Origin of the sequence: Streptomyces thermoalcalitolerans (assembly GCF_039525155.1) — a bacterium.
GTDB lineage: Bacteria > Actinomycetota > Actinomycetes > Streptomycetales > Streptomycetaceae > Streptomyces > Streptomyces thermovulgaris.
Map to the genome: position 1 here is coordinate 15,551 of NZ_BAAAHG010000038.1, position 24,276 is coordinate 39,826.

Below are 24,276 nucleotides of genomic sequence, written 5' to 3' on the forward strand. Positions count from 1 at the left end.
ACGCCCTCGTGCGGGTTCCGTCCGGAGCCGGCCGGGGTCCGGCCCGGGCCGGACCCCGGTCCGCCGGCTCGGGCGGCCCGGGCGGCCCGGGCGCCCGGCCGGTTCAGGAGAGCGTCTTCAGCGATGCCGCGTCGTACGGCCTCAGCTCCTCGAAGCGGCCGTTCAGCACCTTCTCCGCCCACTGGGGGTCCTGGAGCAGCGCGCGGCCCACGGCCACCAGGTCGAACTCGTCGCGCTCCATGCGGTCCAGCAGGTTGTCCAGGCTGCCGAGTGCCGCGCCCTCGCCCTGGAACGCCTTGATGAAGTCGCCGTCCAGCCCGACCGAGCCGACGGTGATGACCTGCTTGCCCGTCAGCTTCTTGGTCCAGCCCGCGAGGTTGAGGTCCGAGCCCTCGAACTCCGGGAGCCAGTAGCGGCGGGTGGAGGCGTGGAAGACGTCCACGCCGGCCTCCGCGAGCGGGGTCAGGATCGCCTCCAGTTCCTCCGGGGTCTCGGCGAGGCGGGCGTCGTAGACCTCCTGCTTCCACTGCGAGAAGCGGAAGACGACCGGGAACTCGGGCGAGACGGCCGCACGCACCGCGGCCACGAGCTCCGCCGCGAACTTCGTCCGGGCCACCGGGTCGCCGCCGTAGGCGTCGGTGCGGCGGTTGGTGCCGGCCCAGAGGAACTGGTCGATCAAGTAGCCGTGGGCACCGTGCAGTTCCACGCCGTCGAAGCCGATGCGCTCCGCGGCGGCGGCCGCCTCGGCGAAGGCGCCGATGACGTCGTCGATGTCCTTCTGGGTCATCGCCTTTCCGGTGGCCTCGGACTCGCCGATGCGCAGCCCGGACGGACCGACCGGCGGCGCGTCCGGGAACGGGGGCTGGTTCGGCCTGCGGACCATGCCGATGTGCCACAGCTGCGGCACGATCGTGCCGCCCGCCGCGTGCACGGACTCGGCGACCTTCGCCCAGGCCGCCAGCTGCTCCTCGCCGTGGAACCGCGGCACCCGGCTGCTCTCACCGGCCGACGGGTGCCCCACATAGGTGCCCTCGGTGATGATCAGCCCGACACCGGCGGCGGCGCGGCGGGCGTAGTACGACCGCACGTCCTCCCCGGGAATGCCGTCCGGCGAGAACTTGCGGGTCATCGGTGCCATCACGATCCGGTTGGGGACGGTGAGGCCGTTCAGCGCGACGGGGCGGGAGAGGATCTGTGCCGCGCGGGAGGCGGAGGACGTGACGGTCACGTGGAAGGCTCCTCGTGAGTGACTCTGTTGACTGGACGGTATGTGCGCACGCATCGTTGCAGTACCTGAAGTAACCGTCCGTGCGCCGGTCCGCATTCCGGCACCACGCACCCTGTCGTGTGATGCCTCTCACGCCGCCCCGGTCCGGCCGCCCTCCCGTCCCCGTCCTGTCCTCGCCCTGTCCCCGCCCCCATCCCCGTCCTCGCCCCCGTCCGCGGCTCCGAGAGCCTTGTGGCCCGACGCTCGTGCTCCGGCCCGCGACCGGTCCGCGTCCACCGCTCACTTCAGGCGTTCCCAGACGCGGAGCGCCGTCCGCCGGGTGAACTCCGTCGGTGAAGGAGACGTCGGCAACAGCGCGGGAACCGTCGTGTTCTTCTTCTTGCCCGGCTTGTCGGCGAAGAGGGCGACGGCCAGGGTGAATCGGTCCTCGTAGGCAACGGTCCACACCGTGCGGCGGGTGATGCCGCCGCCCGCTCCCGCCGTGAACAGGGCCGCCGGAGAGCCGGCCTGGAGACCGCCCTGGATCGGCGCGGCCACCTCAGGGACCTCCTCCTCGGGCAGGACCCGGTGGCGGTCGGGGCGCGCGGAGTGGACGGTACGGCCGTCACGGGTGATGCGGGCGACGGTGTACGGCTCGGCGTACACGCCGCCGGCCGCGACCGCCGCGTACGCCGACGTGAGCCTCAGCGGTGTGGGCGCGGCCGTCTGCCAGAGGCCGTCGAGCGGCGGACCCTGACCGTCGACGGCCGGGCCATGCCCATGGCCACGAGCCGCCCGCTCCGCTCCTCCACCGAGCTGCTGACCGTCGCCGCGAAACGCGGCCTCACACGGGAGGCCGTCGGAGAACTCACCAGGTCCGCCTGCACGACGGACGATCCGTACGTGGTCGAACTCCGCGGCACCGACGGCTCCAGCCTCTACATCGGCTCCCTCACCTGTGCCTCCCGGGGCAGCGCCTGGATCGGCCTCGGCCCGGAGAACGCCACATGGCTCCACCGCAGGCTGCGGCCGGGCGACACACTGGCGGTGGCGATCAGGCCGAGGGACTGAAGCCCTTTCGGAGTCCGGTCCGCCGGTCCGGGAGCAACGGCCCGATCCGCGCCCCTGCGCATCAGCCGACGGCGCACCCGGACCGACGGCCGCCTGATCCAGCCGGAATACGGCCCTGCCCGACTCCGGCGGAAAAGCCCGAGGGCGGCACCCCCTGCTGCCAGGGAGCGCCGCCCTCGGTCGGACGGTCGATCAACCGGAACCGGTCGATCAGAAGTCCATGTCACCGCCCGGCATGCCGGCGCCGGCGCCCGCCTTCTCCTTCTCGGGCTTGTCGGCGATGACGGCCTCGGTGGTGAGGAACAGACCGGCGATGGAGGCCGCGTTCTGCAGGGCGGAACGGGTCACCTTGGCCGGGTCGATGATGCCCTCGGCGATCATGTCCACGTACTCGCCGGTCGCGGCGTTCAGGCCGTGGCCCGGGGTGAGGTTGCGGACCTTCTCCACCACGACGCCGCCCTCGAGGCCGGCGTTGACGGCGATCTGGGCCAGCGGAGCGGTCAGGGCCTTGCGGACGATCTCGGCACCGACGGCCTCGTCGCCCTCCAGGTCCAGCTTCTCGAAGGAGGTCTGCGAGGCCTGGACCAGGGCCACGCCACCACCGGCGACGATGCCCTCCTCGACGGCCGCCTTGGCGTTGCGGACGGCGTCCTCGATGCGGTGCTTGCGCTCCTTGAGCTCCACCTCGGTGGCGGCACCGGCCTTGATGACCGCGACACCGCCGGCGAGCTTGGCCAGGCGCTCCTGCAGCTTCTCGCGGTCGTAGTCGGAGTCGCTGTTCTCGATCTCGGCGCGGATCTGGTTCACGCGGCCCTGGACCTGCTCGGCGGAGCCGGCACCGTCGACGATGGTGGTCTCGTCCTTGGTGATGACCACCTTGCGGGCGCGGCCCAGCAGGTCGAGGGTGGCGTTCTCCAGCTTGAGGCCGACCTCCTCGGAGATGACCTCGCCGCCCGTGAGGATGGCGATGTCGCCGAGCATGGCCTTGCGGCGGTCGCCGAAGCCCGGGGCCTTGACGGCGACGGACTTGAAGGTGCCGCGGATCTTGTTGACGACCAGGGTCGACAGGGCCTCGCCCTCGACGTCCTCGGCGATGATCAGCAGCGGCTTGCCCGCCTGCATGACCTTCTCCAGCAGCGGGAGCAGGTCCTTGACCGAGGAGATCTTGGAGTTGGCGATGAGGATGTACGGGTCCTCGAGCACCGCCTCCATGCGCTCCATGTCGGTGGCGAAGTAGGCGGAGATGTAGCCCTTGTCGAAGCGCATGCCCTCGGTGAGCTCGAGCTCCAGGCCGAAGGTCTGCGACTCCTCGACGGTGATGACGCCTTCCTTGCCGACCTTGTCCATGGCCTCGGCGATGAGCTCACCGATCTGGGTGTCGGCGGCGGAGATGGAGGCGGTGGAGGCGATCTGCTCCTTGGTCTCGACCTCCTTGGCCTGGTCGAGCAGGGCGCTGGAGACAGCCTCGACGGCCTTCTCGATACCGCGCTTGAGAGCCATCGGGTTGGCACCGGCGGCGACGTTGCGCAGGCCCTCACGGACCAGCGCCTGGGCGAGGACCGTGGCGGTGGTCGTACCGTCGCCGGCGACGTCGTCGGTCTTCTTGGCGACTTCCTTGACCAGCTCGGCGCCGATCTTCTCGTACGGGTCCTCGAGCTCGATCTCCTTGGCGATGGAGACACCGTCGTTGGTGATCGTGGGGGCGCCCCACTTCTTCTCGAGGACGACGTTGCGGCCCTTGGGGCCCAGGGTCACCTTGACGGCGTCCGCGAGCTGGTTCATGCCGCGCTCGAGGCCGCGCCGCGCCTCCTCGTCGAACGCGATGATCTTGGCCATGTGAAGTGGTCCCTCCAGGACTGGGGGTGATTCCTTCGGACCGCGCCCGCGCCCGCGACGGACGGCTCGCCGGCCAGTGGTTCCTTGCTCCACCGGACCTGCGGGCCTCACCGACCCGGTCCTTCCGTTGTCACTCTCACCTTCAGAGTGCTAACGCCAATGATTAGCACTCGGCATGGTCGAGTGCAAGCGCCCCCGGAGGGATCAGCCCGGGGCGAACAGGGAGAAGAGCCCCGGATCGAACCGGACGAAAGGGACCGTCGCACCGGAGAAAAAGCACACGCGAAGGGCCCGCGCCCTCGGGGCGCGGGCCCTTCGTCCGAAGAACGTTCAGGCGGTGACGCGGACCATGTCGGCCTGCGGGCCCTTCTGACCCTGCGAGATCTCGAACTCGACCCGCTGGCCCTCCTCCAGCGTGCGGTAGCCGTCCATCTGGATCGCGCTGTAGTGGACGAAGACGTCTGCACCACCGTCGACCGCGATGAAGCCGTATCCCTTCTCCGCGTTGAACCACTTGACGGTGCCCTGAGCCATGCCTAACTCCCCTATTACTGGCCCTTGCACAGATCCACACTTCGCGGATCCGGGTCAGACCTCACCCCCCATGGATTGGGGGCGTGCGCCGGAACGCGTCGACCGCGGCTGAATGTATCTGCCCAACTGCCCTCTGCAACAGGTCACTCGGACGAGAAATCCGGACGCCGACGGCCGGGAATGTGACGAGAATTCACCTGAATTCAGGTCAAGTCAGGCCGCACGAAAGAGACATATGCCACAAAGAGCGCACACATTTTGGCTGCTTCTTGTCGGCTGTGCGGCAGGAATTCATGGCTCCGCATCAGGGAATCGGGAGCGCGTTCCCCAACTCTACCGCGTTTAATCCCACAGAATCGCCCCCTCCGCTTCTCTCACGGAGGGGGCAATCCCGAACACACTCGGTGACGCCTGTTACCGAAGGTAACGAGCGTCCGCGGAGACGGTCATCCGCCGGCGACGGCCGGGATGATCGAGACGCCCGCGCCGTCCGGCGTGGCCGTCTCCAGCCCCTGCTCGAACCGGACGTCGTCGTCGTTGACGTAGACGTTGACGAACCGGCGCAGCTTGCCCTGGTCGTCCAGGACGCGGGCGGCGATGCCCGTGTACTTCTTCTCCAGGTCGGAGATGACCTCCTTCAGGGTCGCCCCCTCGGCCGTGACCTCGGCCTGGCCGCCGGTGTAGGTGCGCAGGATGGTGGGGATACGAACGGTCACGCTCATTGCAGGCCAGCCTCTCGGAAGGAGTCCAGGTTCGGGCGGATCGTCGCGGTGAGCCCCGTGCCGGCCACCGCGTCCAGCGTCTTCAGACCGTCGCCGGTGTTGAGGACGACCGTGGTCTTCGCCGGGTCGAGGACGCCGTTCTCGATCAGCTTCCTCGTCACGCCGACGGTCACCCCGCCGGCCGTCTCCGCGAAGATGCCCTCGGTCCGGGCGAGCAGCTTGATGGCGTCCACGATCTGCTCGTCGGTCACGTCCTCCACGGCGCCGCCGGTGCGGCGCGCGATGTCCAGGACGTACGGCCCGTCGGCCGGGTTGCCGATGGCGAGCGACTTGGCGATGGTGTCCGGCTTCTGCGGCCGTACGACGTCGTGGCCGGCCTTGAAGGCGGCGGACACGGGGGAGCAGCCCTCGGCCTGCGCCCCGAAGATCTTGTACGGCTTGTCCTCGACCAGACCGAGCTCGATCAGCTCCCGCAGCCCCTTGTCGATCTTGGTGAGCTGGGAGCCGGAGGCGATCGGGACGACGATCTGGTCGGGCAGCCGCCAGCCGAGCTGCTCGCAGATCTCGTACGCCAGCGTCTTGGAGCCCTCGGCGTAGTACGGCCGCAGGTTGACGTTGACGAAGCCCCAGCCCTCGCCGGCCGGGTCACCGATCAGCTCGGAGCAGAAACGATTCACATCGTCGTAGGTGCCCTCGATGCCCACGAGCCGGCCGCCGTAGACGGCGGCCATGACGACCTTGCCCTGCTCCAGGTCGTGCGGGATGAACACGCAGGAGCGGAAGCCGGCACGGGCGGCGGCGGCGCCGACGGCACCGGCGAGGTTGCCGGTGGAGGAGCAGGACAGGGTGGTGAAGCCGAAGGCGCGTGCCGCCTCCAGGGCCTGGGCGACCACACGGTCCTTGAAGGAGTGCGTCGGGTTGCCGGAGTCGTCCTTGACGAAGAGCTTGCCGGCGTCGACACCGAGTTCACGGGCGAGGTGGTCGGCCTGGACGAGCCGGGTCCAGCCCGGGTTGAGGTTGGGCTTGTCGGCCACGTCCGCGGGGACGGGCAGCAGCGGCGCGTAGCGCCAGAGGCTCGTGGGACCCTCCTCGATCCGCTTGCGCAGCCCCTCGGTGTCGTAGGCCGAGAAGTCGTAGGCGACCTCCAGCGGGCCGAAACACTCCTCGCAGGCGAAGACCGGGCCGAGGGGGACGCGGTGGCCGCACTCGCGGCAGCTCAGGGCCGTGGCAGGGCCGAGGTCGACGGTGGAAACGGTGGAAACACTGGAACCAGTGCTGCTTGCAGCAGTCTGCACAGCCATGTGAGGCGAGGCCCTTTCTCCTCATCTTCCTCACGACGCATCTCGCCGTGAGACGGAATTGGCACCTTCCCTAGCCAGGAGCCTCGCGTGAACGACCGACCGTGACCGGAGGGCACCGGTCAGCGGTCTACGAGAACCGGCTGGAGGGTTGCCGGGGCTTCATCGGGCCGTGTCCCTCTGCCCCTCTGGATGAGCTGTATGAGGTTGTCGGTACGCGGTTGTAAGGCGGCGGAGACCCCGGTATGCGATGGTCATCCGCGTTGCTCAAGACTGTATCCGAAGGGCCACGACCGTCGAGATGGCCGTCCGAACCGCGAGACAACCGTGAGGAGCCGCCAGACCGTGCTGGAAGAAGTCGAGCGCTGGCTCGCCACCCGCTCCTGGTCCGTGGCCGACCGTCCGCTCCGCCAGATCCTGGCCGCCAAGCAGCACACCGGCCAGACGGTCTCCGTCGTCCTGCCCGCCCTCAACGAGGAGGAGACCGTCGGCGACATCGTCGCCGTCATCCGGCGCGACCTGATGGAGCAGGCACCGCTCGTGGACGAGCTCGTCGTCGTCGACTCCGGCTCCACCGACCGCACCTTCGAGGTGGCCGCCGCCGCGGGCGCGCGGGTCGTGCACCGCGACGAGATCCTGCCGCGCCTGCCGGCGGTGCCCGGCAAGGGCGAGGTGCTGTGGCGCTCCCTGCTCGTCACGCGGGGGGACATCATCTGCTTCGTCGACGCCGACCTCAGGGACTTCTCCTCCGACTTCGTCACCGGCATCGTGGGCCCGCTGCTCACCGATCCCGGCATCGCCCTGGTCAAAGCCATGTACGACCGGCCCCTCACGGTGTCCGACGGGTCCGCCTCCGACGCGCTCTTCGCCGGGCAGGGCGGGCGGGTCACCGAGCTGATGGCGCGTCCGCTGCTCAACATGCACTGGCCGCAGCTGGCCGGCTTCGTGCAGCCGCTCGGCGGCGAGTACGCCGCCCGCCGCTCGCTGCTCGAGCAGCTGCCGTTCCCCGTCGGCTACGGCGTCGAGCTCGGCATGCTGGTCGACGCCCTGCACCTGGTGGGTCTGGACGCCCTCGCCCAGGTCGACGTCGGAGTGCGCAAGCACCGGCACCAGGACGGGCAGGCGCTCGGCCGGATGGCCGCCGCGATCTACCGCACCGCCCAGCTGCGCCTGGCCCGCGGTCATCTGCTCCGCCCCGCCCTGACCCAGTTCGAGCGCGGCGAGAACGGCTTCGAGCCGCGGACCTACCCCGTGGACACCGAGGAGCGGCCCCCCATGGTGGGGATCGCGGAGTACGCGGCCCGGAAAGTGGCGTGAAAGCCACGGAAGAACACGGAAGAGCGCGAAAGAACGCGAAGGTAACGCGAAAGAGCGCGGAAGAAGGGGCGGGAAAGCAGCGTGCGGCCGCGGCTCGCCCCTCTGGCGTGAAACCCCGGTTCACCCGTGCACGGCCGTTCACGCAGCGGAGTCGTACGTTTGAGCGTTTCCGGGTCGGGCTAGGTTGAGGACCATGGCTTCAACCCACGGTGCCAAGGTACTGGTCGCTTCCAATCGCGGTCCGGTCTCGTACGAAGTGCGCGAGGACGGCTCGCTGAACGCCAGGCGCGGCGGCGGAGGGCTGGTCTCCGGGCTGTCCGCGATCGGTCCGGAGGCGGGCGCGGTCTGGGTGTGCGCCGCGCTGAGCGACGCCGACCGGACGGCGGCCCACCGCTTCGAGGGCGGGCGCCGGCTGCCGTCGGAGGACACCGGCGGTCAACGGGTACGGATGCTCGACATCGACGCGGAGGTGTTCTCCGACGCGTACAACGGCATCGCCAACTCCGTGCTGTGGTTCGTCCACCACATGCTCTACCAGACCCCCCTGGAGCCGGTCTTCGACGCGGAGTTCCGCCGCCAGTGGGCGTCGTACGAGGCCTACAACCGGGCCTTCGCCCAGGCACTGGCGGAGGAGGCGGCCGAGGGCGCGACCGTGCTCGTGCAGGACTACCACCTGACGCTCGTGCCGGGGATGCTGCGCGACTTCCGGCCGGATGTGCGGATCGGGCACTTCTCGCACACGCCGTGGGCGCCGGCGGACTACTTCCGGCTGCTGCCCGACGACATCGCCGAGCAGGTGCTGCGCGGGATGCTGGGCGCGGACCGGCTGGGCTTCCTCACCCAGCGGTGGGCGAACGCGTTCGCCGACTGCTGCGACGCCCTGGTCGGCGGGCTCGGCGGCACCCGGATCGGGGTGCACGGGCTGGGCGCGGACGCCGAGTTCCTGCGGGAGCGGTCGCAGCGGGCCGACGTCAAGGAACGGATGGTGGCGCTGCGCGAGGAGATCGGCGCGGCTCCGGACGGAAGCGCGCGCAGGACGATCGTGCGGGTGGACCGGACGGAGCTGTCCAAGAACATCGTGCGGGGGCTGCTCGCCTACCGGCAGCTGCTGGAGGACCGGCCGGAGTGGCGCGAGCGGGTGGTGCATCTCGCGTTCGCGTATCCGTCGCGGCAGGACCTCGCGGTGTACCGGGAGTACACCGCCGAGGTGCGGCGGCTGGCGGAGGAGATCAACGAGCAGTACGGGACGCCCGGCTGGCGGCCGGTGCTGCTGCACGTCAAGGACGACTTCGCACGGTCGCTGGCGGCGTACCGGATCGCGGACGTGGCGCTGGTCAATCCGATCCGGGACGGGATGAACCTGGTGGCCAAGGAGGTGCCGGTCGTCTCCGACTCCGGGTGCGCCCTGGTGCTGTCGCGGGAGGCGGGGGCGTACGCGGAGCTGGGGGACGACGCGGTGACCGTCAATCCCTACGACGTGGTGGGGACGGCACAGGCGCTGCACGAGGCGCTGAGCATGCCGGGGGCGGAGCGGCTGGAGCGCACCAAGCGGCTGGCCGCCGCCGCGACCGCGCTTCCTCCCACCCAGTGGTTCCTGGATCAGCTGAACGAGCTGAGCGCCTGACGGAGCGGGTGCGGCGGGGCGGGGCGGAGGCGTCCGCTCCCGCCCCCGCACGTCAGGAAACGCTCCGCACGCGCTCCGCCAGCGCCCTCAGCAGCTCCACCACACCGGCCGGACCGTTCACCACCAGGTCCGCCCGCTTTGACAGCTCTGTGACCTCCGTGCTGCCGCTGCACACCAAAAGCCCCGGCAGGCCGTCCGAGCGGAGCTTCTCCACCGCGGCATAGGCGGGCAGGTCGCCGAGGTCGTCGCCGGCGTAGAGGACCGCGCCGGGGCCCAGGCCGCGGACGTGGTCCAGCAGGGCGACGCCCTTGTCCATGCCGGGAGGCCGCAGTTCGAGGACCATGCGGCCGGGTTCGACGATCAGACCGTGGCGGGCGGCCAGGCCGGCGAGGGGTTCGCAAAGCAGGTCGAAGGCGGCCTGGGGGTCGTCGGCACGGCGGGTGTGGACGGCGACGGAGCGGCCCTTCTCCTCGATCCGGGTGCCGCTCCGGGCGCCGATCCGGTCCAGGAGGCCGGGCAGTTCGGCGCGGACCGCGGCGACTCCGGGGTGCGGGGCCGGGGCGGTGACGGCGCCCGTGGCGGCGTCCCAGCGTTCGGCGCCGTAGTGGCCGAGGACGACGAGGTGGTCCAGGCCGGGCACGCCCGCGAAGCCGCCGTGCCGCACCGCGACGTCGGCCGGGCGGCCGGTGACCACCACCACGGAGGCCACCTTGGGGGCGAGGGCGGCGAGGGCGGGCACCGCGTCCGGGTGGGCCCTGGCCTGGTCGGGGTCGGGCACGATCGGGGCGAGCGTCCCGTCGAAGTCGAGCGCGATCACCGCGCGCTCCGGCCGCTCGAGGATCGCGGCGAGCCCGTCCCGGCCGGCCCGTGTGGCCGGCGTCGGCAGGGACGGAGGAGACGGAAGGGCGTCGGCCGGGTCGTTGGCGTGACTGTCCTGACTGCTACCCATGTGCCGAACCTATCCGCCCGGGGCGGGGCGCACTCCTCGGCGGCGCACTGTGCGCGAGGTCACCGCTCGGCGCGCCGGGCCTCGCGTATGCGCCGCAGCCGGTTCACCGTGACGGGGTCGTGGGCCAGGGCGCGGGTGTCGTCGAGGAGGGCGTTGAGGAGCTGGTAGTAGCGGACGGGCGACAGCCCCAGCTCCTCCCGTATGGCGCGCTCCTTCGCACCGGGGCCGGAGAAGCCGCGGCGCTCCAGGGCGAGGATGTCCCGCTCCCTGCGGCCGAGTGCGTGCTCCCGGCCGTCCCGGGCGGCGTCCTGGGCGTTGTCCTGGTGGGCGTCCTGGGCGGCGTCCTGGTGGGCGTCCTTGGGGTCGTCCTGCTTGTCGGCCATGCCAGCACCGTAACCACCGCCGACGACAGTGCCGGGGCACCGCCCCCACGCCGCCGCCCCGCCTGTGCGGCCCTGGACCGCCTTTCTTCGCCCCCGGGCCGCCGCCGTACGCCGAACGGGCCGGCACGGCACCGGAACCCGCACCGGCGCATGACACGGACGTCCGAAAAAGATCAGCCATAAGGCCGCCGCCACACGAATGGACTAGACCTCTTGTGGGTCCAAGGGTCACACTGTCCCCCGTGGGACACGTCATCGCCCTCGATGTGGGCGGCACCGGGATGAAAGCGGCTCTGATCGCCGCCGACGGCTCGCTGCTGCATCGGGCGCGCCGGGCGACCGGCCGTGAGCACGGCCCGGACGCCGTGGTGGAGGGCATCCTCGACTTCGCCGCCGACCTGCGCGCACACGGCGCGGCGCATCTGGGCGAGAAGGCCGCCGCGGCCGGGATCGCCGTGCCCGGCATCATCGACGAGGAGCGGGGGGTGGCCGCCTACTCCGCCAACCTCGGCTGGCGTGACGTACCCCTGCGCGACCTGCTCGCCGAACGGCTCGGCGTCCCCGTGGCCCTGGGGCACGACGTGCGCGCCGGCGGGCTCGCCGAGGGCCGGATCGGGGCGGGCCGGGGCACGGACCGGTTTCTGTTCGTGCCGCTGGGCACCGGCATCGCGGGCGCCATCGGCATCGACGGCCGGGTGGAGGCGGGCGCGCACGGCCTCGCGGGCGAGATCGGCCACATCGTCGTACGGCCCGGCGGCCCGCCGTGCCCGTGCGGGCAGCGCGGCTGCCTGGAGCGGTTCGCCTCCGCGGCGGCGGTCGGCCGGGCCTGGGCCCGGGCGTGCGGGGACCCACGGGCGGACGCGGCCGACTGCGCCAGGGCCGTGGAGTCCGGCGACACCAGGGCACGAGCGGTCTGGCAGGAGGCGGTGGACGCGCTCGCCGACGGGCTGGTCACCGCGCTGACCCTGCTGGACCCCCGCACTCTGATCATCGGCGGCGGGCTCGCCGAGGCGGGCGAGACGCTGTTCGCACCGCTGCGGGAGGCCGTCCGGCGGCGGATCACCTTCCAGAAGCCGCCCTCGATCGTCCCCGCCGCTCTGGGGGACACCGCCGGCTGCCTGGGCGCGGGGCTGCTGGCCTGGGACCTTCTGACCACTTCTACGACTCCCCGGAGGTAGCCGCCTGATGGCCCCCTGCAAGGTTTTCACCGGAGCCCGGGTGGTGCTGCCCACCGGGATCGTGGACGGTGGCCGGGTGATCGTCGACGGCACGCGGATCGCCGACCGCGCCCGTGAGGACGCCGAGATCCTCGACGTGCGCGGGCACTGGCTGGTCCCCGGCTTCGTCGACCTCCACAACCACGGCGGGGGCGGCGCCTCCTTCGCGGGCACCGCCGACGACGCGCTGACCGCCGTCGAGACCCACCGGCGGCACGGCACCACCACCCTGGTCGCCTCCACCGTCACCGACGACCTGGGCGCCCTCGTCAAGCAGGCGGGACTGCTGTCGGAGCTGGCCGAGCAGGGGGAGATCGCGGGCATCCACTTCGAGGGGCCGTTCATCTCGCCGTGCCGCAAGGGCGCGCACTCCGAGGCGCTGCTGCGCGCCCCGGCCCCGGCCCAGGTGCGCAAGCTGCTCGACGCCGCGCGCGGCCGGGCGAAGATGGTCACGCTCGCCCCCGAGCTGCCGGGGGGCCTCGACTCCGTGCGGCTGCTCGCGGAGCACGGCGTGATCGCGGCGGTCGGGCACACGGACGCCACGTACGAGCAGACGGTGGAGGCGATCGACGCCGGGGCCACCGTCGCCACCCATCTGTTCAACGCGATGCCGCCCCTGGGGCACCGCGCCCCGGGTCCGGTCACGGCCCTGCTGGAGGACGAGCGGGTCACGGTCGAACTGATCAACGACGGGGTGCATCTGCATCCGGCCACCCTCCAACTGGCCTTCCACCACGCGGGCCCCGAGCGGGTCGCCTTCATCACCGACGCCATGGACGCCGCCGGGAACGGCGACGGCCGCTACACGCTCGGCCCGCTCCAGGTCGAGGTCGCGGGCGGGGTGGCGCGGCTGGTGGAGGGCGGTTCGATCGCGGGGTCGACCCTGACCCTGGACCGGGCCTTCCGGCGTGCCGTGACGGTCGACCGGCTGCCGGTCGAGCACGTGGTGGCCGCGCTGTCCGCCAACCCGGCCCGGCTGCTCGGCCTGGACGACCGGGTGGGCTCCCTGGAACCCGGCAAGGACGCCGATCTGGTGCTGTTCGACGAGGACTTCACGCTGAAGGGCGTGATGCGGCAGGGCGCGTGGGTGGTCGACCCCCGGCTGGGATGATCCGTCCGCCCGTGCGGCCGGGTGGCCGATCCGCGGGGTGGGCGGTCGGCCGGGTCTTTGGCATGATCGAAGCTCCGGAACATCGCAGCACGCGCTCCTACTCGGGGGAGGTCGGCCCACGTGATCCTCACGGTCACGCTGAACACCGCTCTCGACATCACCTATCGGGTGCCGTCCCTGAAGCCCCACGCCTCCCACCGGGTGTCCGAGGCGACCGAGCGGCCCGGCGGCAAGGGCATCAATGTCGCCCGGGTCCTTTCGGCCCTGGGCCACGAGGTGACGGTCACCGGTTTCGCGGGCGGGGCCACCGGGCGTGAGCTGCGTGACCGGCTCGCCTCCCAGGCGCCGGGGGTGGTGGACGCCCTCGTCCCGGTCGCGGGCGCGACCCGGCGCACCACGGCCGTCGTGGACGAGCGCACCGGCGACACCACCCAGTTCAACGAGCCGGGCCCGGTCATCGGCCCCGCCGAGTGGGCCACCCTCCAGGACGTGTACAAGGAGCTGCTCGGCTCGGTGTCGGCGGTGGCGCTGTGCGGCAGTCTGCCGCCGGGGCTGCCGGTGGGCGCGTACGCCGGTCTGATACGCACGGCGCGGGCGGCCGGGGTCCCCGTGCTGCTGGACACCAGCGGCGAGGCCCTGCGGCGCGGCGTGGCGGCCCGCCCCGACATCATCAAGCCGAACGCCGCGGAGCTGGCCGAGCTCACCGGCTCCCACGAGCCCCTGCGTGCCGCCCGGGACGCCCGCCGGCGCGGCGCCCGCGCGGTGGTCGCCTCCCTGGGCGCCTACGGTCTTCTCGCCCACACCCCCGACGGCGTCTGGCGGGCCGCCCCGCCCGCCCGGGTCCAGGGCAACCCGGCCGGCGCCGGCGACTCGGCGGTCGCGGGCCTGCTCTCCGCCCTGGCGGAGAACCTTCCCTGGCCGGACCGTCTGGCCCGCGCGGCGGCCCTGTCCACGGCGACGGTCCTGTCCCCGGCGGCGGGCGAGTTCGACCGTCAGGCCTACGAGAAGCTGCTGGGGCAGGTGGCGGTGACCGCGGAGGTCAGCGCCGCCTGACGGGGCTCAGCTGCCGACCCAGCCCTTCGCCAGCCAGAGCTGGTCGAAGTTGGCGTCGCACTGGTTGCCCGCCTCGCACGAGATCTTGATGGTGTTCGTGCCCTTGTTGAGCTGGATGTAGTTGTAGGTCTTCGTCCAGCCCTTCTCGTAGTCGCCCTCGGGCGCGCCCGCCCAGTTCTTCAGCTTCACGAGCGTGGTGGACGGCTTGCCGTTGACCGTGAGGGTGGCGGTGCCGTCCTTGCCCGGGACGCCGTAGGTGATGAAGAGGGTGTACTTGCCGTCCTCGGGGATGCCGTTGACGTTCCAGGTGACCGAGGCGCCGAGGTTGTTGAAGTTGGTCACATAGACGCCGCCGTCCGCCTTGGCGCCCGGGACGTCCGACGCGGTCGTCACGCCGTTCTCCAGCAGGAGCGCCTTGGCGTCGATCTTCGGCAGCTCCTTCTGGGGAGCCGCGCTGGTGCTCGTCGACGGGGTCGGCTCGGCGCTCTGCGTGACCGTGGGGGTCGTGCCGCCGGCCTTGTTCTCGTCCTTGTCCTCGGGGTCGCCGCTGATCATGGCGATGCCGATGCCGGTGACGACCGCGGCGACCACCGCGACGGCGCCGATCAGCAGCCCCCTGGTGTTCGGGCCCCGGCCGCGGCCGGCACCGCCCTGGTGCTGCTGCCGGGCCGCGGGCGCACCGCCGGGATAGGTCTCCGGGGCGGCGTAGTGCGCGTTCTGCTGCTGCGCGGCCGCAGGGGGCTGGCCGTACTGCCGCTGACCGACGGTGCGGACCCGGTTCACCGAGTGAGGGTAGCCGTAACCACCGGAGGGCGGCTGGGCTCCCTTGGCCTGACCGTCGGCGTACAGGTAGCCGAACGGATCGTCGTCCTCGGGCGTGCTCGCGCCGCTGTTGCCGGCCGTCATCCCTTGGTCTCCTCAAGCGTGGTGCGGGTGGTGCCGTACGTCGTGAGAGATAGCGAGCCTACCTGCTTCCGGGGACCCGAACGGGTGACTCACGCCGCACCCGTGCGCCGACCCGCGGTTCAGCCGGCACGGCGATGCTGCCGGGGGCGGGACCTTTTCTCGATGTACATCCGTTCGTCGGCGGATTTCAGCACTTCGTCCGCCGTCATGCCGCAGCAGGCCCAGCCGATGCCGAAGCTCGCCCCGACCCGGACGGCCCGGCCCTCGGCCCGGATCGGCTGGATGATCTCGTTGCGCAGACGTACGGCGAGGTCCTGGGCGTCGGCCTGGCCGAGGCCGTCGGCGAGGATCACGAACTCGTCGCCGCCGAGACGGGCCACGGTGTCGCCGTCGCGCACGCCGTTGCTCAGCCGCCGGGCCACCTCGATGAGGACGGCGTCGCCCGCGTTGTGCCCGAACCGGTCGTTGATCGACTTGAAGCCGTCGAGGTCGCAGAAGAGGACGGCCAGCCCCTTGGTGCCGTCGTCACGGTCCCCCTCGGGGGCGACGACGTGCACATGGTGGTCGTAGGAGCCGTACGCCGGTGAGCCCAGGTGGAAGTCGAAGTCGTGGCCGCCGAGGCCGTAGGCGGGGTGGCCGTAGGCCGCGTCCGGCGACTCCGGCTCGTTCCCGCTCCCCGTCAGGGACCGCTGGCACAGCCGGGCGGACAGCCGGGCGCGCAGCTCGGCGGCGTTGGGCAGGCCGGTGAGGGAGTCGTGGGAGGCGCGGTGGGCGAGCTGGAGCTCGCGGCGCTTGCGCTCCTCGATGTCCTCGACGTGGGTGAGCAGGAAACGGGGGCCGTCGGCGGTGTCGGCGACGACGGAGTTGCGCAGGGAGACCCAGACGTAGGTGCCGTCCCGGCGGGCGAGGCGCAGCTCGGCCCGGCCGCCCTCGGCGGAGGTCCGCAGCAGGGTGCCCACGTCCTCGGGGTGGACGAGGTCGGAGAAGGAGTAGCGGCGCATCGCGGAGGCGGGGCGGCCCAGCAGCCGGCACAGGGCGTCGTTGGAGCGCAGGATGCGGCCGTGCTGCTCCCCGCCCATCTCGGCGATGGCCATGCCGGAGGGGGCGTACTCGAAGGCCTGGCGGAAACTCTCCTCGCTGGCGCGCAGGGCCTGCTGCTCGCGCTCCAGACGGACCAGGGCGCGCTGCATATTCGCGCGTAGACGTGCGTTGCTGATGGCTATGGCGGCCTGGAACGCGTACATCTGCAGCGCCTCGCGGCCCCAGGCGCCGGGCCGGCGGCCGTTGCGCGGGCGGTCCACGGAGATCACGCCGAGCAGTTCGCCGGAAGAACCGGGGGTGTACATGGGCGCGTACAGCCGGTCGGAGGGGTGCCACTCGTCCTCGAAGCGGGGCTCGGGCCCCTCGGTGTGCCACTGCGGTACGTCGTCGTTGTCGAGAACCCAGCCCTCGGTGTGAGGTATGAAGACCAGCCCGTCCCACTGCTCTCCCAAGGAGAGCCGGCGCTCCCAGGACGCGCGGGAGCCGACCCGGCCGGTCATGAGGGCCGCGGCGGCGGGGTTCCCGGCGAAGGCGGCCACGACGAGGTCGCCGTCGGGGCGGACGAGGTTGACGCAGGCCAGCTCGTAGCCGAGGCCCTTCACGATGCCGTCGGCAACGGTCTGCAGCGTGTCGGCCAGGCTCCTCGCGGTGTTCATCTCCGCCATGGCCTGGTGCAGTCGCCGCAGGGTCGAAAGGCGGACGTACGGCTCCGACTCGCTCTCCATGTTCGCCCTCCCCCCGCGACCTCGTGGTGAATCAATAGGGTGCTCTTCGGCGTATCGTCCTGTGCGGCCTCCGCCACTGAATCACAGCGCGAAGCCCACCCGGTACACAGGGTCAACAATTCATGGCTCTTGTGACTCAAGTCACAGAAAAGCGTGCGTAATGGAGTGGAGTTTCTGCGTTTTCCTTGTGCGTTTCCCGACCGCGGATGGTGTGCATGTGCGGACATGATGCACGAGATCTCCGGCGCACCGCGCGGAAACCGCGGTTTCCCGCCGCACGCTCCGCCCGGCCCCGGCTCTTTCCGCCCGGATCGCGCCGGGCCCGCGGAACCCGGCGTTCCGTCCCACCGTACTGCGGCCGTCCGGCAGGACCCCGCCCCGCGGTTTCCTCCCCCCGCCGTCCGAAGGGCGTCGGGCGCTCCGGCACCGGCCCTCCGCCCCCCCCCCCCGATCCACCCCAACCCGGACGAAAGACCTAGGTCCGGCTTCGGGCGGAGGCCCGATGCGAGGGGCGCATGCCGCTGGCTAGCGTTTCCTGTGTGCTGAACCCATCCCCTGCACCCGCCGTCTCCTCCTCCGCCGCTTCCTCCGCCGTTTCCCCTGCCTCCGGGCATGCTGAGGGGGTGACCGACGAGGAATTCCGTGCCGCGATGTCCCGGCTGGCCGCGGGTGTGGTCCTGGTGACCGCACAGGAGCCGCCGCTCGACCCGGACGACCCTCACGCACCGGCCGGCGAGGACGCGGGCATGACCGCGACGGCGTTCATGTCGGTGTCCCTGGGCCCGCCGCTGGCCCTGGTCAGCCTGCGCGAGGGCTCCCGCATGGACGACCTGCTCGCCGAGCAGCCGCTGTGGGCGGTGTCGATCCTCGCGGAGAACCAGCGGCACATCGCCGGCCGCTTCGCCATGAAGGGCCGGATCAGCGACCGGCTGCTGTTCAAGGACCTCTCCTGGACGCGCGGCGAGTCCTCCGGCGCGCCGCTGCTGGCCGACGCCCTGGCCACCTTCGAGCTGCGCACCGAGCAGCGGGTGACGGCGGGCGACCACACCCTGGTCATCGGCCGTGTGCTGACGGCCCGTGTCCCGAGCACGGAGGGCGGCCCGCTGCTGTACTACCGGGGGAACTACCGCCGGCTGGGCTGACGGCGGCGCTCCCGGCCCGTCGCCTCGGCCCGCACCGGCCCCGCATCGGCCAGTATCAGCCCCGTGTCGGCCTCTTGTCGGCCCCGTACCGGTCTTCGCCGTCCCGCCGTGCCGGCCCGCACCGCCCCCCGTATCAGCCTCGTACCGGCCCCTTGTCGGCCCCGCACCGGCCCTCGCCGTCCCGCCGTGCCGGCCCCGGTCACCCCCACCCCTGCTGCATCGCCTGGCGCTTCCAGTCCTTCCCGGACCGCTCCCGCTTGATCTCCGAGCGCCGTTTCTTCTTCCGCAGCCGGTGCTCGTTGATGCCGCGTGGGATCCGGGTGGGCTTGCGCGGCGGGGGCGGGGGCGCGGTGGCCTCGGCGAGGAGCGCGGCGAGGCGTACGGCGGCGGCCTCGCGGTTGCGCCACTGGGAGCGGTGCTCCGAGGCGCGGACGCTGATCACCCCGTCGACGAGGCGGCCCGCGAGCCGTTGCAGGGCGCGCCGCTTCCACGCCTCGGGCAGGGCCTCGGTGTTTGCGAGGTCGAAGCGCAACTCCACTTGCGAGTCACTGGTGTTGACATGCTGTCCGCCGGGACCCGAGGACCGCGAGAACCGCCAGACCAGCTCGGCTTCGGGAAGCACGACGGAACCACGAATGGGATAGGGACCGGCCATGCCGCCCATGTTCCCGCTCCCGCCCGGTTCACGTCATCGGATTTTCGCGCGCCTGCGAACAGGGCCCGGCGAAAAAGGCAAAGAGATGAGGAACCCCGGGAAGCGCCGCGGCGTTCCTACGGGTGGCTGTAGCTTCGTCCGCATACGCAGAACGTCCGCATACGCAAAAACGAGGGAAGGGACTCCCGAACATGGCTGTAAGCCTGTCCAAGGGCGGCAATGTCTCGCTCACCAAGGAAGCTCCGGGCCTGACCGCCGTCACCGTGGGCCTCGGCTGGGACGTCCGCACCACCACCGGAACGGACTTCGACCTGGACGCCTCCGCGATCGCGGTCAACGCCCAGGGCAAGGTCCTCTCCGACGCCTACTTCGTCTTCTTCAACAACAAGCAGACCCCGGACAACAGCATCGTCCACACCGGTGACAACCGCACCGGCGCGGGCGAGGGCGACGACGAGGCGATCAACGTCAACCTCACCGCGCTGCCCCCCGAGGTCGACAAGGTCGTCTTCCCGGTCTCCATCTACGACGCCGAGAACCGCCGCCAGAACTTCGGCCAGGTCCGCAACGCCTACATCCGGATCATCAACCAGGCCGGCGGCACCGAGATCGCCCGCTACGACCTGTCGGAGGACGCGGCCACCGAGACGGCCATGATCTTCGGCGAGCTGTACCGCCACGGGGCGGAGTGGAAGTTCCGCGCGGTGGGCCAGGGCTACGCCTCGGGTCTGGCCGGCATCGCCCAGGACTTCGGCGTCAACGTCTGAGGACGACGCACGCCGGCCGAGCCCCGGTCCGCCGGGGCCGGGGCTCGGCCCGTCAGGGACGTGCCGGCTTGCCCTCGCCGTACAGCCAGTCCTTCCAGATCCCGTCGAAGTCCTTGTCCGGGGCCTTTCTCTCCACATGGGCGATGAAGTCGTCGGTGGACGCGTTGCCGTGGCGGTGGGCGGCGGCCCAGCTTCGGATGATGTCGTGGAAGGCGGCGTCGCCGACGGTCTGGCGGATCTTGTGCAGGACCATCGCGCCGCGGTCGTAGACGGGCGGGTCCGAGATGTGCGCGGCGCTGCTCGGCCTGCCCGGCGGGAAGGCCCAGACGGCCTTGTTGTGGGCCTCGTCCGGATAGTGCTCGTCGCGGTAGAGCTCGTCGAAGATCTGCTGCGCGCTGCTGCCGCCGTGCTCCTCCGCCCACAGCCACTCGGCGTAGGTCGCGAAGGCCTCGTTGAGCCACATGTCCTGCCAGCTCCTGGGGCTGACGGAGTTCCCGTACCACTGGTGGGCGATCTCGTGGACGACGGTGTCCAGGTTGGGGGCGCCGGGGTAGACGGGCCGGGTCTGGGTCTCCAGGGCGTAGAAACCGTCCCGGGCAGGATCGACGATCGCACCGGTGGACGAGAAGGGGTACGGGCCGAACGTGCGCTCCGCCCACTCGGTGATCTCGGGAATCCGCGCGAGCACCGCACGGCTCGCCTCCGCCTGGGACGGGTCCACGGCGATGTACACCGGCAGGCCGTTCTTCAGGGTGGAGCGCGTGATCTCGAAGCGTCCGATGGCGACGGTGGCCAGATAGCTCGCCATCGGCTCGGCCATGTGCCAGTGGAACGTCCGGCGTCCCCCGCTGGTCGTCTCGCTCTTCAACTCGCCGTTGGAGACGGCCTGGAACCCCTCGGGGACGGTGACCGAGACGTCGTAGGCGGCCTTGTCGGACGGGTGGTTGTTCCCCGGGAACCACGCCATCGATCCGACCGGCTGGCCGAGGGCGAGCGCACCGTCGTCGGTGGGCAGCCAGCCCTCCTTCTCCCCGTCGGGGTCGACGACGGTCTGCGGCCGGCCCGCATAACGCACCGTCACCTCGAAGGTCTCCCCCCGCACCAGGCCGTCGTGCGGGCGCACGGTGAGTTCCTGGCCGGCGCGGCTGAACGAGGCGTCCCTCCCCTCCACCGTGACACCGCGCACCTCGAGCCCCTTGAGGTCGAGGTTGAAGGCGGACAGGTCCTTGGTGGCCCGGGCGGTGATGACCGCCGTCCCCGTCAGATGACGGCGGTCCGGGTCATAGGCGAGGGTCAGATCGTAGTGGCTGACGTCGTATCCGCCGTTGCCCGCCTTGGGGAAGTACGGGTCACCCACCCCGGCCCCGCCCGGAGTGCCGCGCACCTCCCTGCCGCATCCCGTCAGCGCGAGCACGGACAGGACACAGCAGAGAACGACCTTCCGGACAATCAACGCGGATCGCTCCATGGGCGCGATCCTATGCCGCACGTCCGTGACACCATCGCCTCTGTGCTCGACATCGGCTACGCCCTCTCCTCCCGCTTCCCCGACCCTCCCCAGACGGACTACCGCCAGGTGGACGTACGCGCCCTGCGGCACGACCTGTTCTGCGGCGACGTCTATCTGGCGGACACCGAGACGGACCGCGAACTGGCCACGGCCTGGGGCTGGGTGCCGGTGCTGGACTTCGCCTGGGCGCTGTGCGACATCGTCGAGCGGCTGGACCGGGACCCGGCCGGCTCCCGCGCCTCCCGCCCGCAGCGGGCGGAGCTGGACTTCACCGAGTCCACGGACCGGATGCGCTTCGAGCGCCGCTTCGGCTGGGTCGACATCACCTCCGACTGGACGCCCGCCGAGGAGCCCCCGCTGTCCTTCTCCCACGCCGAACTGCGCCGTGAGGCCCGCGACTTCCTGCACGACCTGATCGCCGATCTGTGCGACCTGCACGAGGACCTGGCGGAGAACCCGGTGATCTGGACCCTCCAGGCCCGCTTCCCCCGCGTCCCCTGATCCCCCTGGGCCTTCTTTCGGCCACCCTTCTTCCCGCCCTTGACCTCAACCTTGCTCGAGGTTGAACAGTGACCGCATGTACGCCATACGTCTGCATGCCTTCGGCCCGCCCGAGAACCTGACGTACGAACAGGTCGACGATCCCCTCCCCGGCCCCGGCCAGGTCCGTGTCGCCGTCGCCGCCGCCGGTGTCCACCTCCTGGACACCGCGCTGCGCGAGGGCATGCAAGGGCCGCTGCCCGAGCCGGTCGCCCTGCCCACCATCCCCGGCCGCGAGGTGGCCGGCCGGGTGGAGGCACTCGGCGAGGGCGTCGACGAGCGCTGGCTGGGCCGGCGGGTCGTCGCCCATCTGGGCTTCGTTCCCGGCGGATACTCCGAGCTGGCCGTCACCGACGTCGACCGGCTGCACGAGATCCCCGAGAACCTGGACTTCGCCCAGGCCGTCGCGATGATCGGCACGGGCCGTACGGCGATGGGGATCCTCCAGTTCACCGAGCTGGGCCCGCAGTCCGTCGCCGTCGTCCCGGCGGCCGCGGGCGGCATCGGCACCCTGCTCGTGCAGTACGCCAAGCACGCCGGCGCCACCGTGATCGGCCTCGCGGGCGGCCCGAGGAAGACGGCCCTGGTCCGGGCGAACGGCGCCGACCTGGCCGTCGACTACCGGGAGCCGGGATGGGCAAAGAAGGTGCGCGCCCATCTCGGCGGCCGGTCCGCCACCGTGGTCTTCGACGGCGTCGGCGGAAAGATCGCCCGCGAGGCCGTGGCCCTGCTCGGCCCGGGCGGGCAGCACCTCGTCTTCGGCTGGTCCGGCGAGGGCCTGCACGACGGGAAGCCCCACCTCGTCGAGGGCCTGTCGGAGCAGATCCTCGGCCCCGCCATGCTGAACAGGACGGGCGGCCCGAACCCGCTGCGCACCCTGGAGCAGCGCGCCCTCGCCGAGGCCGCCGCGGGCCGCCTCACCTCGGCGGTGACCCGCTTCCCGCTCGCCGCGGCGGCCGACGCCCACCGGGCACTCGAAAGCCGCGGGACCGTCGGCAAGGTGGTGCTGGAACCCTGAGCGGCCGGCCGTGCCCCGACCTGACCCTCCAGGAGTGCACAATGATCTGATTCATGGTGTTCTGGCCGAATGAGCCGCCCTTGTTCAGGTGAACCCTCATCGCCCCATGTGACCGACCCCCATCGCTGGTGGGCCCTGATGGTCATCGCGCTCGCGCAGCTGATGGTCGTGCTGGACGCGACCATCGTGACCATCGCGCTCCCCTCCGCGCAGCGCGCCCTGCACATGTCGGACGGCAACCGGCAGTGGGTCATCACCGCCTACTCCGTCGCCTTCGGCGGACTGCTGCTGCTGGGCGGAAGAGTCGCCGACCTGGTGGGCCGCAGGCGCACGTTCATCGCCGGGCTGATCGGCTTCGCCGTCGCCTCCACGCTCGGGGGCGCGGCGACGTCCTCCGGCATGCTCTACGGCGCCCGCGCCCTCCAGGGCGTCTTCGCCGCCGTCCTCGCCCCCTCCGCGCTCAGTCTGCTGTCCACGACCTTCCCCGACCCGAAGGAACGCGGAAAGGCCTTCGGCGTCTACGGCGCCCTCGCGGGCAGCGGCTCGGCGATCGGGTTCATCGTGGGCGGTGTGCTGACCGAGTTCCTGAACTGGCGCTGGTGCCTGTACGTCAATGTGCCCATCGCCGCCGTCACGGTTCTCGGCGCCCTCACCCTCCTGCGCGACCGGCCCGGGAACCCCGGCGCCCGGCTGGACGTGCGCGGGGCGGTGCTGGGCTGCGGCGGTCTGGTGGCCATCGTCTACGGGCTCAGCGAGGCCCAGCCGCGCGGCTGGACGGATCCACGGGTGCCGGGCCTGCTCGCGACGGGCCTGGCGCTGCTCGCGGTCTTCGTGTGGTGGCAGGCCCGGGCGCCGATGCCGCTGCTGCCGCTGCACGTCGTCCGGGACCGCGACCGGGCCGGCTGCTTCCTGACCATGCTGCTGGCCGTGATCGGCGTGTTCGGGGTGTACCTGTTCATGACCTACTACCTGCAGGGAGTCCTCGCCTACTCGCCGCTGAGGGCCGGGCTGGCCTTCCTGCCGCTGACCGGCGCGATCGTCGTGACCTCCACGCAGATCTCGGCCCGGCTGCTGCAGCACGTGGCGCCGCGCACGCTCCTGGTCCCCGGCATGGTCCTGGCGGCGAGCGGCCTGCTGCTCCTGACCCGGCTGACGGCCGGCTCGCGCTATGCGAGCGAGGTGCTGCCCGCGCTGCTGCTGCTGGGCCTCGGCATGGGACTGACCTTCATGCCGGTGTTCGCCACCGCCACCGCGGGCGTCGCCCCGCAGGACTCGGGCGTGACCTCGGCGACCGTGAACACCTCGCAGCAGGTGGGCGGTTCGATCGGCACCGCGCTGCTCAACACGATCGCCACGACCAGCAGCGCCGCCTATCTCGCCACCCGTCCGCGCGGCTCGGAGGACCGGCCGCGGGTGGTCGCCGAGGGCATCGTGTACGGCTACACGGTCGCCCTCTGGTGGGCCGCGGGCATCATGCTCCTGGCCGGCCTGGTGGCCGCTGTGATGATCACGGGCCAGGCCCCCAAGCGCAGGGTGCCGGCCAAGGCCGCCGTACCGGAGTCGGTGAGCTGACCCGGCCGGCGCCCCCGAACAGCTGTGGACAGGCCCGCGTTCCGCGCACGGGACACGCCCCCGATCGGCCTATCAGAC

The 24,276-nt window shown here is 71.6% G+C and carries 22 protein-coding genes, 1 pseudogene and 1 riboswitch; of the genes and pseudogenes, 11 read left to right on the top strand and 12 right to left on the bottom strand.

Annotation, left to right across the window (positions count from 1 at the left end):
• Nucleotides 1–103 precede the first annotated feature (103 nt).
• Complete coding sequence (locus tag ABD224_RS20410) at nucleotides 104–1,228, bottom strand: NADH:flavin oxidoreductase (RefSeq protein WP_344051942.1); 1,125 nt, start codon at nucleotides 1,226–1,228, stop codon at nucleotides 104–106.
• 279 nt (nucleotides 1,229–1,507) lie between these two features.
• On the bottom strand, nucleotides 1,508–1,873 hold the full coding sequence (locus tag ABD224_RS20415; protein WP_344051944.1) for a hypothetical protein: 366 nt from the start codon (nucleotides 1,871–1,873) through the stop codon (nucleotides 1,508–1,510).
• Nucleotides 1,874–1,981: 108 nt separating this feature from the next.
• Between ABD224_RS20415 and ABD224_RS20420 the strand changes: the two genes are divergently transcribed.
• Nucleotides 1,982–2,278, top strand: coding sequence for a hypothetical protein (locus tag ABD224_RS20420; protein ID WP_344051946.1), 297 nt, complete (start codon nucleotides 1,982–1,984; stop codon nucleotides 2,276–2,278).
• Nucleotides 2,279–2,488: 210 nt separating this feature from the next.
• On the opposite strand, the gene groL is transcribed toward ABD224_RS20420, so the two are convergent.
• From groL to thrC, 4 genes are all read right to left on the bottom strand, one after another.
• On the bottom strand, nucleotides 2,489–4,114 hold the full coding sequence (gene groL, locus ABD224_RS20425; protein ID WP_344051948.1) for a chaperonin GroEL: 1,626 nt from the start codon (nucleotides 4,112–4,114) through the stop codon (nucleotides 2,489–2,491).
• Between the two features lie 330 nt (nucleotides 4,115–4,444).
• Nucleotides 4,445–4,648, bottom strand: a complete 204-nt coding sequence (locus ABD224_RS20430) for a cold-shock protein (protein ID WP_004986573.1) — start codon at nucleotides 4,646–4,648, stop codon at nucleotides 4,445–4,447.
• Nucleotides 4,649–5,094: 446 nt separating this feature from the next.
• The gene (locus tag ABD224_RS20435) at nucleotides 5,095–5,370 is read right to left on the bottom strand and encodes a ubiquitin-like small modifier protein 1 (RefSeq protein WP_344051950.1); all 276 of its coding nucleotides are present in this window, start codon (nucleotides 5,368–5,370) and stop codon (nucleotides 5,095–5,097) included.
• The gene (gene thrC / locus ABD224_RS20440) at nucleotides 5,367–6,671 is read right to left on the bottom strand and encodes a threonine synthase (RefSeq protein ID WP_344051952.1); all 1,305 of its coding nucleotides are present in this window, start codon (nucleotides 6,669–6,671) and stop codon (nucleotides 5,367–5,369) included. The genes ABD224_RS20435 and thrC overlap by 4 nt, the downstream gene beginning before the upstream one ends.
• 18 nt (nucleotides 6,672–6,689) lie before the next feature.
• Nucleotides 6,690–6,867: riboswitch (SAM riboswitch) on the bottom strand.
• Nucleotides 6,868–7,013: 146 nt separating this feature from the next.
• Between thrC and ABD224_RS20445 the strand changes: the two genes are divergently transcribed.
• Nucleotides 7,014–7,985, top strand: a complete 972-nt coding sequence (locus tag ABD224_RS20445; RefSeq protein ID WP_344051954.1) for a glucosyl-3-phosphoglycerate synthase — start codon at nucleotides 7,014–7,016, stop codon at nucleotides 7,983–7,985.
• 193 nt (nucleotides 7,986–8,178) lie between these two features.
• Nucleotides 8,179–9,609 (top strand): alpha,alpha-trehalose-phosphate synthase (UDP-forming), encoded by a 1,431-nt coding sequence (locus ABD224_RS20450; RefSeq protein WP_344051956.1) that lies wholly within the window; start codon nucleotides 8,179–8,181, stop codon nucleotides 9,607–9,609.
• Nucleotides 9,610–9,661: 52 nt separating this feature from the next.
• Here the strand turns inward: ABD224_RS20450 and otsB are convergent, their stop codons facing one another.
• Both otsB and ABD224_RS20460 read right to left on the bottom strand, forming a co-directional pair.
• Nucleotides 9,662–10,558 carry a trehalose-phosphatase gene (gene otsB, locus ABD224_RS20455; RefSeq protein ID WP_344051958.1) on the bottom strand — a complete coding sequence of 299 codons (897 nt, stop codon included), beginning with the start codon at nucleotides 10,556–10,558 and terminating at the stop codon, nucleotides 9,662–9,664.
• Between the two features lie 59 nt (nucleotides 10,559–10,617).
• Nucleotides 10,618–10,845 (bottom strand): annotated as a pseudogene (locus ABD224_RS20460) (DUF3263 domain-containing protein); the annotation flags it as partial.
• A gap of 338 nt (nucleotides 10,846–11,183) precedes the next feature.
• Here ABD224_RS20460 and ABD224_RS20465 point away from each other — a divergent pair.
• From ABD224_RS20465 to ABD224_RS20475, 3 genes are all read left to right on the top strand, one after another.
• Nucleotides 11,184–12,119: an ROK family protein gene (locus ABD224_RS20465; protein WP_344051960.1), complete on the top strand. Its 936-nt coding sequence runs from the start codon at nucleotides 11,184–11,186 to the stop codon at nucleotides 12,117–12,119.
• A gap of 7 nt (nucleotides 12,120–12,126) precedes the next feature.
• The gene (gene nagA, locus ABD224_RS20470; protein WP_344051962.1) at nucleotides 12,127–13,269 is read left to right on the top strand and encodes an N-acetylglucosamine-6-phosphate deacetylase; all 1,143 of its coding nucleotides are present in this window, start codon (nucleotides 12,127–12,129) and stop codon (nucleotides 13,267–13,269) included.
• Nucleotides 13,270–13,389: 120 nt separating this feature from the next.
• A complete protein-coding gene (locus ABD224_RS20475) occupies nucleotides 13,390–14,322 on the top strand; it encodes a 1-phosphofructokinase family hexose kinase (RefSeq protein WP_344051964.1) in 933 nt (310 codons plus the stop codon).
• A gap of 6 nt (nucleotides 14,323–14,328) precedes the next feature.
• Here ABD224_RS20475 and ABD224_RS20480 read toward each other — a convergent pair whose 3' ends face one another.
• Entirely contained in the window at nucleotides 14,329–15,228 is a 900-nt protein-coding gene (locus tag ABD224_RS20480) for a CBM35 domain-containing protein (RefSeq protein WP_344051966.1), read from the bottom strand.
• A 119-nt stretch (nucleotides 15,229–15,347) separates the two neighbouring features.
• Nucleotides 15,348–16,994 carry a diguanylate cyclase CdgB gene (cdgB, locus tag ABD224_RS20485; RefSeq protein WP_344051968.1) on the bottom strand — a complete coding sequence of 549 codons (1,647 nt, stop codon included), beginning with the start codon at nucleotides 16,992–16,994 and terminating at the stop codon, nucleotides 15,348–15,350.
• A gap of 650 nt (nucleotides 16,995–17,644) precedes the next feature.
• Between cdgB and ABD224_RS20490 the strand changes: the two genes are divergently transcribed.
• Entirely contained in the window at nucleotides 17,645–18,136 is a 492-nt protein-coding gene (locus ABD224_RS20490) for a flavin reductase family protein (RefSeq protein WP_425581022.1), read from the top strand.
• Between the two features lie 199 nt (nucleotides 18,137–18,335).
• Here ABD224_RS20490 and arfB read toward each other — a convergent pair whose 3' ends face one another.
• Nucleotides 18,336–18,800 carry an alternative ribosome rescue aminoacyl-tRNA hydrolase ArfB gene (arfB, locus tag ABD224_RS20495; protein ID WP_344051972.1) on the bottom strand — a complete coding sequence of 155 codons (465 nt, stop codon included), beginning with the start codon at nucleotides 18,798–18,800 and terminating at the stop codon, nucleotides 18,336–18,338.
• 182 nt (nucleotides 18,801–18,982) lie between these two features.
• Here arfB and ABD224_RS20500 point away from each other — a divergent pair, with 182 nt between their 5' ends.
• Nucleotides 18,983–19,558 carry a TerD family protein gene (locus tag ABD224_RS20500; protein ID WP_344051974.1) on the top strand — a complete coding sequence of 192 codons (576 nt, stop codon included), beginning with the start codon at nucleotides 18,983–18,985 and terminating at the stop codon, nucleotides 19,556–19,558.
• Nucleotides 19,559–19,610: 52 nt separating this feature from the next.
• On the opposite strand, the gene ABD224_RS20505 is transcribed toward ABD224_RS20500, so the two are convergent.
• Complete coding sequence (locus ABD224_RS20505) at nucleotides 19,611–21,026, bottom strand: M1 family metallopeptidase (RefSeq protein WP_344051976.1); 1,416 nt, start codon at nucleotides 21,024–21,026, stop codon at nucleotides 19,611–19,613.
• A 42-nt stretch (nucleotides 21,027–21,068) separates the two neighbouring features.
• Between ABD224_RS20505 and ABD224_RS20510 the strand changes: the two genes are divergently transcribed.
• From ABD224_RS20510 to ABD224_RS20520, 3 genes are all read left to right on the top strand, one after another.
• Nucleotides 21,069–21,569 (top strand): hypothetical protein, encoded by a 501-nt coding sequence (locus ABD224_RS20510; RefSeq protein ID WP_344052039.1) that lies wholly within the window; start codon nucleotides 21,069–21,071, stop codon nucleotides 21,567–21,569.
• Nucleotides 21,570–21,645: 76 nt separating this feature from the next.
• Complete coding sequence (locus tag ABD224_RS20515) at nucleotides 21,646–22,626, top strand: zinc-binding dehydrogenase (RefSeq protein ID WP_344051978.1); 981 nt, start codon at nucleotides 21,646–21,648, stop codon at nucleotides 22,624–22,626.
• Between the two features lie 69 nt (nucleotides 22,627–22,695).
• The gene (locus tag ABD224_RS20520; RefSeq protein WP_344051981.1) at nucleotides 22,696–24,198 is read left to right on the top strand and encodes an MFS transporter; all 1,503 of its coding nucleotides are present in this window, start codon (nucleotides 22,696–22,698) and stop codon (nucleotides 24,196–24,198) included.
• The last annotated feature ends 78 nt before the right edge of the window (nucleotides 24,199–24,276 follow it).